Below are 11,346 nucleotides of genomic sequence, written 5' to 3' on the forward strand. Positions count from 1 at the left end.
GCGGTCGCGCTGGCCACGGGCGTCGCCTGCAACTGCGCGCTCAATCGCGCCCAATCAGTGTCATCGAGCTCCAGGGTCAAGTCCACTGGCAGGTCGCCGACGGTTCCACGAATTCGCAACATCGTCCTTACTCCTGCATTTTCCGACGGGCATGCTCCCATGCGGCTTGCGCAACGCCAAGCGTGCGGTCAAACTCCCGGAATTATTGTTATAAGATCACATAACATAACTTTCATGTTCTGGAGCTTCCCCATGCGCCGTCTGCTGCTTGCTTTGCCGTTTGCCCTGCTGCCACTGGCTATCGCCCACGCCGCTGACGAGCATGATCATGAGCACGCCAGCCTCGGCGCCCATGAACACGGAGTCGGCCGTCTCAACGCGGTGCTCGACGGCCAGGCCCTGGAGCTTGAGCTGGACAGCCCGGCGATGAACCTGGTGGGGTTCGAACACCTGGCCACCAGCGCCGCCGACAAAGCCAAGGTCGCCGCCGTGCGCAAACAGCTGGAAAATCCCGTGGCCCTGTTCAACCTGCCAAAGGCCGCCGGTTGCGTGATCAGCACCCAGGAACTCAACAGCCCGCTGTTCGGCGACAAGCCCGAAGCCGAGCATGACGACGACGATGACGACCACGCCACCGACAGCAAAGGCGCGGCGGCCCACGAGCATCATCACGACCACAGCGAAATCCACGCCCACTACCAATTCACCTGCGCCACGCCGACCGCCTTGAGCAACCTCGACCTGAGCCAAGTGTTCAAGACCTTCCCCGCCACGCAAAAAATTCAGGTACAACTGATCGGCCCGAGCGGCCAGCAAGGTGTGGAAGCGACGGTCACAGCAGCCACCCTGGAGGGCGTGGCGGTGTTCGAGGAGGAGATGGTGGTGATTGCACCGTTGCACCACGCGCCGATCACCCGCGGGCAGGATGTGAACGGGGAAAGCATCTATACCTTTCGCTCCAACTGTTCGTACCGGCACCACTTCGAGCGCTGGTTCGCACAGGACGGCGCGGTGCCGGGGCGGATTTTTGAGATGGAGTCTTACCACGGCATGCTTGCCTGCGTCAGCGCTGGGGCCGGCCTGGCGCTGATGCCGCGCAGCATGTTGGAAAGCATGCCGGGGTTTATCACGGTGAGTGTGTGGCCGCTGACGGATAATTTCCGCGTCTTGCACACGTGGCTGATCTGGCGCCGGGGCACGGTGTCGCAGAGTTTGAACAGCTTCGTAAGGTTACTGGAGGAACGCGTCCTGGAAACCCCATAAAACCAATGTGGGAGGGGGCTTGCCCCCGAAAGCGGTGCGTCAGCCAATACACCCATCACTGATACACCACCTTCGCAGGCAAGCCCACTCCCACCTTTCGATCTTCATCAGCCGCCAAATTGCAGGGTACCCATCGCCAATTTGGCCATGATGGCTGTCGCACCCAATTGCACCAGCCACAGGGCCAGGCCGCCGAGGAATACGCCGAGGGCTACTTGCAATACCAGGCTTTTCTGGCGCTTGGCTTGAGGCGCGCGCGGGGTGAAGTGGTCCAGCTCGTCGCGCTCGGCATGCAGGTCCAGGTCGTCGTTTCTCATAGGGGTCTCATAGCAAAGGGGCAGTCGGGGTTCAGTCTAGGGGAGCAGGGCGTTTTCTGACAGGCATTAAAAAGGGAAGCCGTAGCTTCCCTTCATACAGCGCCGCCAGGTTTATAGAACCTGAACAATCGCCTTTGTTACCGCACCGATGTTCGCCTGGTTCAACGCTGCCACACAGATACGCCCGGTATCCAGCGCGTAGATCCCAAACTCGGTGCGCAGGCGGGTGACTTGCTCAACGGTCAGGCCGGAGTAGGAGAACATCCCACGCTGGCGACCGACAAAGCTGAAGTCGTGGCCCGGCGCAGCCTTGGCCAGTTCGGCGACCATCTGCTCGCGCATGCCACGGATGCGCAGGCGCATTTCGGCCAGCTCGGCTTCCCACTGGGCACGCAGCTCTGGGTTGTTCAGCACTGCGGCCACGATCGCCGCGCCGTGGGTCGGCGGGTTCGAGTAGTTGGTGCGGATCACACGCTTGACCTGGGACAGGATGCGCGCGCTTTCTTCCTTGGATTCGCTGACGATCGACAGCGCGCCCACACGTTCGCCGTACAGGGAGAACGATTTGGAGAACGAGCTCGATACAAAGAACGTCAGGCCCGATTCCGCGAACAAGCGCACCGCAGCCGCGTCTTCGTGAATGCCGTCGCCAAACCCCTGGTAGGCCATGTCGAGGAACGGCACCAGGTTTTTCGCCTTGACCACGTCCAGCACTTGTTGCCAGTCGGCCGGGCTCAGGTCGACGCCGGTCGGGTTGTGGCAGCAGGCGTGCAACACCACGATGGACTGTGGCGGCAGGGCGTTGAGGTCTTCGAGCAGGCCAGCACGATTCACGTCGTGGGTGGCGGCGTCGTAGTAGCGGTAGGTCTGCACCGGGAAGCCGGCTTTTTCGAACAGCGCCTGGTGGTTTTCCCAGCTCGGGTCGCTGATGGCAACCACGGCATTGGGCAGCAGTTGCTTGAGGAAGTCAGCGCCAATCTTCAGTGCGCCGGTGCCACCGACCGCTTGTGCGGTGATGACGCGGCCTGCGCTCAGCAGGGGTGAGTCAGCGCCAAACAGCAGCTTTTGGACGGCCTGGTCGTAGGCCACGATGCCGTCGATCGGCAGGTAGCCACGGGCGGCGTGTTGCGCCACGCGAATGGCTTCCGCTTCGGCAACGGCACGCAAGAGCGGAATCTTCCCCTCTTCGTTGCAGTAAACGCCCACGCCAAGGTTGACCTTGGTGGTTCGTGTATCGGCGTTGAATGCTTCGTTGAGGCCCAGGATTGGATCGCGTGGTGCCATTTCGACAGCGGAGAACAGGCTCATTTTTGCGGCAGCTCTATGGGGGAAAGGAGGGACGTGTCGCGCTCCAGCCGAATGCACTAGAGCGGTGCACAAACGGGGAGCTAGTATAGAGGCCATCACGGTCAAGGGCGACAACCGAAACGGCTTTTCAGCCAACTATTTCGGTTTATTTGCCGACCGTTAGTCTTGATCCCGCCTTGAGCGTAGACGGCAGGTCGGACGATTGCCTTGAAACCCGACACATTCGCCACCACTTCTACAGCTATCATGGTTTTTTCCTGCAACCTGCGATGAGAATTCGCGGGTCGCTGAGCTTTTTTCGTCCTTGGTGGAGTGCAGCCGGGGGTGACTTGAAAGAGGTACGTTATGTCGGATTTCCAGCTCGTCACCCGCTTTGAACCCGCCGGCGATCAACCCGAAGCGATTCGCCAGATGGTCGAAGGCATCGAAGCCGGCCTGTCGCACCAGACGCTGCTCGGGGTGACCGGTTCGGGCAAGACATTCAGCATCGCCAACGTGATCGCGCAGATCAACCGCCCGACCCTGGTACTGGCACCGAACAAGACCCTGGCCGCGCAGTTGTATGGCGAGTTCAAGGCGTTCTTCCCGAACAACGCGGTGGAGTACTTCGTTTCCTACTACGACTACTACCAGCCCGAAGCCTATGTGCCGTCCTCCGATACCTTTATCGAGAAGGACGCATCGATCAACGACCACATCGAGCAGATGCGTCTGTCGGCGACCAAGGCGCTGCTGGAACGCAAGGACGCGATCATCGTCACCACGGTGTCGTGCATCTACGGCCTGGGCAGCCCGGAAACCTATCTGAAGATGGTGCTGCACGTTGACCGTGGCGACAAACTTGACCAGCGCGAACTGCTGCGTCGGCTGACGAGCCTGCAATACACCCGCAACGACATGGACTTCGCCCGCGCCACCTTCCGTGTGCGCGGCGATGTGATCGACATCTACCCGGCGGAGTCCGACCTGGAAGCGATCCGTATCGAGTTGTTCGACGATGAAGTCGAGAGCCTGTCGGCCTTCGACCCGTTGACCGGCGAAGTGATCCGCAAACTGCCGCGTTTCACCTTCTACCCCAAAAGCCACTACGTAACGCCGCGTGAAACCCTGATGGGCGCCGTCGAGGGCATCAAGGTCGAGCTGGCCGAGCGCCTGGAATACCTGCGCGCCAACAACAAGCTGGTGGAAGCCCAGCGCCTGGAGCAACGCACCCGCTTCGACCTGGAGATGATCCTGGAGCTGGGCTACTGCAACGGCATCGAAAACTACTCGCGCTACCTCTCTGGCCGTGAATCCGGTGCGCCGCCGCCGACGCTCTACGACTACTTGCCGGACGACGCGCTGCTGGTGATCGACGAATCCCACGTCAGCGTGCCGCAAGTCGGCGCGATGTATAAGGGCGACCGTTCGCGCAAGGAAACCCTGGTGGAATACGGCTTCCGCCTGCCGTCGGCGCTGGACAACCGGCCGATGCGCTTCGACGAATGGGAACGCATTAGCCCGCAGACCATCTTCGTGTCGGCGACGCCCGGCAATTACGAGGCGGAGCACGCGGGGCGCGTGATCGAGCAACTGGTACGCCCGACCGGCCTGGTCGATCCGCAAATCGAAATCCGCCCGGCGCTGACCCAGGTCGACGACCTGCTCTCGGAAATCGGCAAGCGCGTGGCCCTGGAGGAGCGGGTACTGGTCACCACGCTGACCAAGCGCATGTCCGAAGACTTGACCGACTACCTGGCCGACCACGGCGTGCGCGTGCGCTACCTGCACTCGGACATCGACACCGTGGAGCGCGTGGAAATCATCCGCGACCTGCGCCTGGGCACCTTTGATGTGCTGGTGGGGATCAACCTGCTGCGCGAAGGCCTGGACATGCCGGAAGTCTCGCTGGTGGCGATCCTCGACGCGGACAAGGAGGGCTTCCTGCGCTCCGAACGCTCGCTGATCCAGACCATCGGCCGTGCGGCGCGTAACCTCAATGGTCGGGCGATTCTCTACGCTGATCGCATCACCGGCTCTATGGAGCGGGCGATTGGCGAGACTGATCGCCGTCGCGACAAACAGATCGCCTTCAACCTGGCAAACGGCATCACGCCCAAGGGCGTGTTCAAGGACGTCGCCGACATCATGGAAGGCGCCACCGTGCCTGGCTCGCGCAGCAAGAAGCGCAAGGGCATGGCCAAGGCCGCCGAGGAAAGCGCCAAGTACGAAAACGAACTGCGCTCGCCGAGCGAGATCACCAAGCGTATCCGGCAGTTGGAAGAGAAAATGTACCAGTTGGCGCGGGATCTGGAATTCGAAGCGGCGGCGCAGACGCGCGATGAGATCGGTAAGTTGCGTGAGCGCTTGCTGGCGGTCTGATTGGTAGTGGCTGTACTGGCCTTATCGGGGGCAGGCCCCCTCCCACATTTGACTGCATTTCAAAGTTGGAACCCGGTCAAATGTGGGAGGGAGCTTGCTCCCGATAGGCGCGACACGGTCTCAATGACTCTCCCCAGCCTTAAGCCCCGCCGGCAACGCCTTGGTCAACAAAACCGCGACCATACTCACCCCCAACGCCAGCCCCACACAGTGAAACGCATCGTTGTAGGCCATGATTTGCGCCTGCTGGTGCGCAATCTCACTGAGTTTGCCCAGTGCCGCCGTCTGGTTGCCCAATTGCTCCGTCAGCGTCGCCAGCCGCTCCGCGACTTGGGGATTGGTCGGCACGATCGCCTCGCGTAAATAATCGAAATAGACCTTGGTGCGCGCATCCAGCAGGGTCGCCAGTAGCGCAATGCCGATAGCGCCGCCGAGGTTGCGCAGGATGTTGAACAGGCTTGAAGCCGACCCGGCGTCCTGCGGCAGGATGTACGCCGTGGCGATCAGCGAGATGGTCACCATGATCAACGGCTGCCCGAGGGCGCGGATGAGCTGGATCTGGTTGAACTGGCTGCCGGCAAAGTCCGGGTTGAGCACGCCCGAGGAAAAACTCGCCAGGCCGAACAGGCCGAATCCTAAGGCGCACAGCCATTTCGGCGACACGCACTTCATCAGTTTCGGCACCAGCGGGATGAGGAACAGCTGGGGAATGCCCATCCACATGATCACTTCGCCGATCTGCAGCGCGTTGTAGTTCTGGATCTGCGCCAGGTATAGCGGCAGTAAATAGATCGAACCGTACAACCCGACGCCCATGCCCAGGCTGGAAATGCTCGACAGGCCGAAGTTGCGATTGGCCAGGATGCCGAGGTTGATCAGCGGGTTGGGTTTGGACAGTTGCACAATCACGAAGGTGATCAGGCTCAGCAGGGCGACGCTGCCCAGGCTGACGATCAGGTTCGACTCAAGCCAGTCCTTGCGGTGGCCTTCTTCCAGAAACACCTGCAAGCAGCCCAGACCGATGGCCATGCTGACGATGCCGGCGTAGTCGGTGCTTTTCAGCAGCTCCCAATGGGGCGCCTTTTTTTCCAGGCCGTAGAGCAGTCCGGCGATCATCAGCAGCCCGGGCGGCACGTTGATATAGAAGATGTATTCCCAGCCCCAGTTTTCCGTGAGCCAGCCGCCGATGGTCGGGCCGATGGAAGGCGCGAAGGTGGCGGTCATGGCAAACATCGCCATGCCTTTGGCGCGGTGATGTTCGGGCAGCTTGATCAGGGTCAGGGTAAACGCCAGCGGGATCAGCGCGCCGCCGGTAAAGCCTTGCAGGGCGCGGAACACGATCATGCTTTCCAGGCTCCAGGCCATGGAGCACATCAGCGAGGCGATCAGGAATCCTATCGACACCCACACCGCCAGCCGCCGTGCCGAGAGCAACTGCACCAGCCAGGCGGTGAGGGGGATCATGATGATTTCGGCCACAAGGTAGGAGGTGGAGATCCACGAGCCTTCTTCCAGGGTGGCTGACAGCGCGCCCTGGATGTCCTTGAGGGACGAGTTGGTGATCTGGATGTCGAGCACCGCCATGAAGGCGCCGAGCATCACGCTCATCACCGCGATCCAGTCGCGCCGGGTCGGTTCGCCGACCGGGCGCAGCAGTGGGTCACCGGCCATCAGGCTGGTCTTTGATGTTCACTTTGACGGTGACGGACATGCCGGGGCGGATCTTGCCCTTTAGCGGGTTATCCGCAGCAAACGTGAGTTTCACCGGAATCCGTTGTACGACTTTGGTGAAGTTGCCGGTGGCATTGTCCGGCGGCAACAGGCTGAACTGCGCCCCGGAGGCGGCGAACAGGCTGTCGACCCGCGCCTCGATCGGTGTATCGCTATAAGCATCGAAGGTCAGTTCGGCCTTTTGCCCGGGCTGCATATGGCCGATTTGGGTTTCCTTGAAGTTGGCCTGAATCCAGATGTCCTGGTCGGGGACGATCGACAGCAGGTAGGCGCCGGCTTGCACGTATTGGCCATTGCGCGCGGCGCGCTGGCCGACCAGGCCACTGATGGGCGCGTGGATTTCGCTGCGGGTCAGGTTCAGCTCGGCCTGGGCCAGGTCGGTTCTGGCATTGGCGATCAGCGCGTCGAGGCGCTTGATCTCGGCATTCAGGGCGTTGACCTGCTGGCGCTGACCCTGCAGGTCGGCCTGGGCCATGGTCACTTGGGAGCGGGCGATGTGGTTGTCGGCGGAGAGGGTGGTTACCCGTTCTTCCGAGACGTAGCCGGGTTTGCGCAGGGTCTGGGCGCGGGACAGGTCGATCTGCGAACGGCCCAGGCTGGCCTGGCTGGACGCCACTTTGGCCTCGCCGGCGGCGATCAGGCTGGCTTGCTGGGTGAGCTTGCTCTGCGCCTGGGTGCGCTCGGCTTCACGCATCGCGAGGGCGGCGTTGGCGCGGTCCACGGCCAGGTGGAAGTCGTCGCCTTCAAGCCTCACCAGCAGTTGACCTTGTTGCACGTGCTCGTTATCACCGACCAGCACCTCGACAATTCGCGCGCCGAGTTGGCTGGAGACCCGGGTGATCTCGCCCTGTACGTAGGCGTTATCGGTGCTTTCGTAGAAGCGGCCCCTGAAGAACCACTGGGCGAAGAAACCCAGGGCGATCAGGCTCACGATCAATACGAAGATAAGCAGGCGGCGTTTCAGTGGGGCAGGCATGGGCGCGGCGTCTGTAACAAGAGGTAATGGAATATAACCAGCCAGCCAGTTGGCAAATAGCTATAGCGAGTCTCCAGACCCAAACTTGGCCTATATGCCATGCTCGGTACGGAGGACGCTGGAGCCCAAGTGCCCATGGCTGTTACCATTCGCCCCTTGTTTTAATTTCAGTTATATCGCCCATTCGAGACCTGCCATGACCACCGTCCGCACGCGCATCGCGCCATCGCCTACCGGGGACCCCCACGTCGGCACTGCTTACATCGCCTTGTTCAACTACTGCTTTGCCAAGCAGCACGGTGGTGAATTCATCCTGCGGATCGAAGACACCGATCAACTGCGTTCGACCCGCGAGTCGGAACAGCAGATTTTCGACGCCCTGCGCTGGTTGGGCATCACCTGGTCGGAAGGCCCGGACGTCGGCGGCCCGCACGGCCCGTATCGCCAGAGCGAGCGCAGCGACATCTACAAGCAGTACACCCAGCAGTTGGTCGACATGGGCCATGCGTTCCCATGCTTCTGCACCAGCGAGGAACTGGACCAGATGCGCGCCGAGCAACAGGCCCGTGGCGAAACCCCGCGCTACGACGGCCGTGCGCTGCTGCTGTCCAAAGAGGAAGTGGCCGCACGCCTGGCCGCCGGCGAGCCCCATGTGATCCGCATGAAGGTGCCGAGCGAAGGCGTGTGCGTGGTGCCGGACATGTTGCGCGGTGACGTCGAGATCCCGTGGGATCGCATGGACATGCAAGTGCTGATGAAGACCGACGGCCTGCCGACGTACTTCCTGGCCAACGTGGTCGACGACCACCTGATGGGCATCACCCACGTGTTGCGCGGTGAAGAATGGCTGCCGTCGGCGCCGAAGCTGATCCTGCTCTACGAGTACTTTGGCTGGGAACAACCGCAACTGTGCTACATGCCGCTGCTGCGTAACCCGGACAAGAGCAAGCTGTCCAAGCGCAAGAACCCGACTTCGGTGACGTTCTACGAGCGCATGGGTTTCATGCCCGAAGCCATGCTCAACTACCTGGGGCGCATGGGCTGGTCGATGCCGGACGAGCGCGAGAAGTTCTCGCTGCAGGAAATGGTCGACAATTTCGACCTGTCCCGCGTCTCGCTGGGCGGGCCGATCTTCGATATCGAGAAGCTGTCGTGGCTCAATGGTCAATGGCTGCGCGACCTGCCGGTGGAAGCGTTCGCCAGCCGCATGCAGCAGTGGGCGTTGAATCCCGAGTACATGATGAAGATCGCGCCGCTGGTGCAGGGCAGGGTGGAGACGTTCAGCCAAGTCGCACCGTTGGCCAGTTTCTTCTTTGCCGGTGGCGTGAACCCGGATGCGAAGCTGTTTGAGTCGAAGAAACTCTCCGGCGATCAGGTTCGCCAGTTGATGCAGTTGATCCTGTGGAAGCTCGAAAGCCTGCGCCAGTGGGAGAAGGACGCCATTACCGCGACGATCCAGGCGGTGGTCGAATCCCTGGAGCTGAAATTGCGCGATGCCATGCCGCTGATGTTTGCCGCGATCACCGGGCAGGCCAGTTCGGTGTCGGTACTCGATGCGATGGAAATCCTCGGTCCGGACCTCACGCGTTTCCGTCTGCGCCAAGCCCTTGATTTGCTTGGTGGTGTGTCGAAGAAAGAAAACAAAGAGTGGGAGAAGCTGCTGGGCGCTATTGCCTGAGTCAGCGCTTGTAGCGGCCAAACCCCGGTTTTTCGGGGTTTGGTTGGTAAGTGATTGTTATCCCGGCAAAAAACTTTGGAAATTGTTGAAAATAAATTTGACACGTTTCCAAAGCGCAATTAAGATTCGCCCCGTCCTCACCGATGAGGGGCTATAGCTCAGCTGGGAGAGCGCTTGCATGGCATGCAAGAGGTCAACGGTTCGATCCCGTTTAGCTCCACCAATTTACAGGTTCAAGGTCTGGCCACACCGTCCCTGAATCGATCAAGCCTAGCTTGATCATGTTGTACAGAAGGTTTTGTCCCCTTCGTCTAGTGGCCTAGGACACCGCCCTTTCACGGCGGTAACAGGGGTTCGAGTCCCCTAGGGGACGCCAGTTTTAACAAGCAGTTCGCAAGGTCTGCTGCGCCGCGAGGCGAAAAATCCGGGGCTATAGCTCAGCTGGGAGAGCGCTTGCATGGCATGCAAGAGGTCAACGGTTCGATCCCGTTTAGCTCCACCAATTTACAGGTTCAAGGTTCTGGCCACGCCGTACTTGAATCGATCAGTCTCAGCCTGATCAGTTGTATAGAAGGTTTGTGTCCCCTTCGTCTAGTGGCCTAGGACACCGCCCTTTCACGGCGGTAACAGGGGTTCGAGTCCCCTAGGGGACGCCACGATTACCCGCTCTGCGGGATTTTTAAGGGTCATTCAATTATTGAATGGCCCTTTTGTTTGTCTGGCGTTTGGCCAATTCTCCTTTCTCTTGCCCATGCGGGCTTCTGACCAGTGGTTATGCTACTCGCTTGCGAAATATTATTATGGCTATAATATTAATCTCATGAGAGTCGGAGGCAACGATGAGCGATAAAAAAGCGCAAACCCGCGAACGTATCCTGCAGGCCGCCAGCGCCGCGTTGATTCAGCGCGGCCCGGCCGAGCCGAGCGTCGGTGAAGTCATGGGTGCGGCGGGGCTGACCGTCGGCGGTTTCTACGCGCACTTTGAAAGCAAGGATGCGCTGATGCTCGAAGCCTTCAGCCAATTGTTGGCCCAGCGCCGTGCATCGATTGACGACATGGATGCGCAACTCACCGGCGAAGAACGCCGCGCCTTGGTTGCGGCGTTCTACCTGTCGCGCAAGCACCGTGACTCCACGGCCAAGGCCTGCCCGATTCCGGCGACCGTCGGCGAGATGGCCCGCCTGCCGGACGCGTTTCGCCAAGTCCTCAACGAACATGTGGAACTGATGGCCGCACAACTGGCCGCCAGCCCGGAAGACACTGACAAGGCCCTGGCGGACATGGCCTTGATGATCGGCGGGCTGGCGTTGGCGCGTGCCCTCGGGCCGGGTGAATTGTCGGATCGTGTGTTGCGTGCCGCGAAGTCGGCCATACGTTAAGAGGGTTTGCAGAATGGGCGCATTGACCTGGATTCGTAGCGTCAACGGCACCTTGGGGCGCCTGGCGCCGCACACGGTGGCCAACAACATGCGGCGGGTCTTCATGACCCCACGGGATCTACCGCCGCGTGATTGGGAGTTGCCACTGTTGGCGCACGCAGAGCGCATCACCTTGCGTTTTGGTCTGTCGGCGTTGCGCTGGGGCCAAGGCCCGGCGGTGCTGCTGATGCACGGTTGGGAAGGGCGGCCCACCCAGTTCGCCAGCCTGATCACCGCGCTGGTGGAGAACGGCTATTCGGTGATTGCCCTGGATGGCCCGGCCCACGGCCGTTC

At 61.0% G+C, this 11,346-nt stretch carries 8 protein-coding genes, 4 tRNA genes and 1 pseudogene; 9 read left to right on the plus strand and 4 right to left on the minus strand.

Annotated features, from left to right (window positions below):
- Positions 1–252: 252 nt before the first annotated feature.
- The gene (locus L9Z73_RS16820; protein WP_247403094.1) at positions 253–1,263 is read left to right on the plus strand and encodes a ZrgA family zinc uptake protein; all 1,011 of its coding nucleotides are present in this window, start codon (positions 253–255) and stop codon (positions 1,261–1,263) included.
- A gap of 107 nt (positions 1,264–1,370) precedes the next feature.
- On the opposite strand, the gene L9Z73_RS16825 is transcribed toward L9Z73_RS16820, so the two are convergent.
- Positions 1,371–1,580, minus strand: coding sequence for a hypothetical protein (locus L9Z73_RS16825; protein WP_247403095.1), 210 nt, complete (start codon positions 1,578–1,580; stop codon positions 1,371–1,373).
- Between the two features lie 111 nt (positions 1,581–1,691).
- Entirely contained in the window at positions 1,692–2,888 is a 1,197-nt protein-coding gene (locus L9Z73_RS16830; protein WP_083357714.1) for an amino acid aminotransferase, read from the minus strand.
- A 345-nt stretch (positions 2,889–3,233) separates the two neighbouring features.
- On the opposite strand from L9Z73_RS16830, the gene uvrB reads away from it, so the two are divergent.
- Positions 3,234–5,249, plus strand: coding sequence for an excinuclease ABC subunit UvrB (gene uvrB / locus L9Z73_RS16835; protein ID WP_247403098.1), 2,016 nt, complete (start codon positions 3,234–3,236; stop codon positions 5,247–5,249).
- Between the two features lie 120 nt (positions 5,250–5,369).
- On the opposite strand, the gene L9Z73_RS16840 is transcribed toward uvrB, so the two are convergent.
- Together L9Z73_RS16840 and L9Z73_RS16845 are read right to left on the minus strand one after the other, a co-directional pair.
- Positions 5,370–6,860 (minus strand): MDR family MFS transporter, encoded by a 1,491-nt coding sequence (locus tag L9Z73_RS16840; RefSeq protein WP_247403110.1) that lies wholly within the window; start codon positions 6,858–6,860, stop codon positions 5,370–5,372.
- A gap of 49 nt (positions 6,861–6,909) precedes the next feature.
- Positions 6,910–7,956, minus strand: coding sequence for an HlyD family secretion protein (locus L9Z73_RS16845; protein ID WP_247403101.1), 1,047 nt, complete (start codon positions 7,954–7,956; stop codon positions 6,910–6,912).
- A 196-nt stretch (positions 7,957–8,152) separates the two neighbouring features.
- Here L9Z73_RS16845 and gltX point away from each other — a divergent pair, with 196 nt between their 5' ends.
- The 7 genes and pseudogenes from gltX to L9Z73_RS16880 all read left to right on the plus strand — a co-directional run.
- The gene (gene gltX / locus L9Z73_RS16850; protein ID WP_247403104.1) at positions 8,153–9,634 is read left to right on the plus strand and encodes a glutamate--tRNA ligase; all 1,482 of its coding nucleotides are present in this window, start codon (positions 8,153–8,155) and stop codon (positions 9,632–9,634) included.
- Between the two features lie 147 nt (positions 9,635–9,781).
- Positions 9,782–9,857: transfer RNA gene (locus tag L9Z73_RS16855), tRNA-Ala, on the plus strand.
- A 77-nt stretch (positions 9,858–9,934) separates the two neighbouring features.
- Positions 9,935–10,010, plus strand: a tRNA-Glu gene (locus L9Z73_RS16860).
- 50 nt (positions 10,011–10,060) lie between these two features.
- Positions 10,061–10,136: transfer RNA gene (locus tag L9Z73_RS16865), tRNA-Ala, on the plus strand.
- Positions 10,137–10,214: 78 nt separating this feature from the next.
- Positions 10,215–10,290, plus strand: a tRNA-Glu gene (locus L9Z73_RS16870).
- 183 nt (positions 10,291–10,473) lie between these two features.
- Positions 10,474–11,013, plus strand: coding sequence for a TetR/AcrR family transcriptional regulator (locus L9Z73_RS16875; RefSeq protein ID WP_247403107.1), 540 nt, complete (start codon positions 10,474–10,476; stop codon positions 11,011–11,013).
- A gap of 13 nt (positions 11,014–11,026) precedes the next feature.
- Positions 11,027–11,346 (plus strand): annotated as a pseudogene (locus tag L9Z73_RS16880) (alpha/beta hydrolase); the annotation flags it as partial.

The organism is Pseudomonas emilianonis, assembly GCF_023072625.1.
GTDB classification, from domain to species: Bacteria; Pseudomonadota; Gammaproteobacteria; order Pseudomonadales; family Pseudomonadaceae; genus Aquipseudomonas; species Aquipseudomonas paraveronii.

Bases quoted from the DNA above. Each gene is read 5' to 3' on its own strand.
- L9Z73_RS16820 (WP_247403094.1), top strand. From the start codon at position 253: ATGCGCCGTCTGCTGCTTGCTTTGCCGTTTGCCCTGCTGCCACTGGCT.
- L9Z73_RS16825 (WP_247403095.1), bottom strand. From the start codon at position 1,580: ATGAGAAACGACGACCTGGACCTGCATGCCGAGCGCGACGAGCTGGAC.
- L9Z73_RS16830 (WP_083357714.1), bottom strand. From the start codon at position 2,888: ATGAGCCTGTTCTCCGCTGTCGAAATGGCACCACGCGATCCAATCCTG.
- uvrB (WP_247403098.1), top strand. From the start codon at position 3,234: ATGTCGGATTTCCAGCTCGTCACCCGCTTTGAACCCGCCGGCGATCAA.
- L9Z73_RS16845 (WP_247403101.1), bottom strand. From the start codon at position 7,956: ATGCCTGCCCCACTGAAACGCCGCCTGCTTATCTTCGTATTGATCGTG.
- gltX (WP_247403104.1), top strand. From the start codon at position 8,153: ATGACCACCGTCCGCACGCGCATCGCGCCATCGCCTACCGGGGACCCC.
- L9Z73_RS16875 (WP_247403107.1), top strand. From the start codon at position 10,474: ATGAGCGATAAAAAAGCGCAAACCCGCGAACGTATCCTGCAGGCCGCC.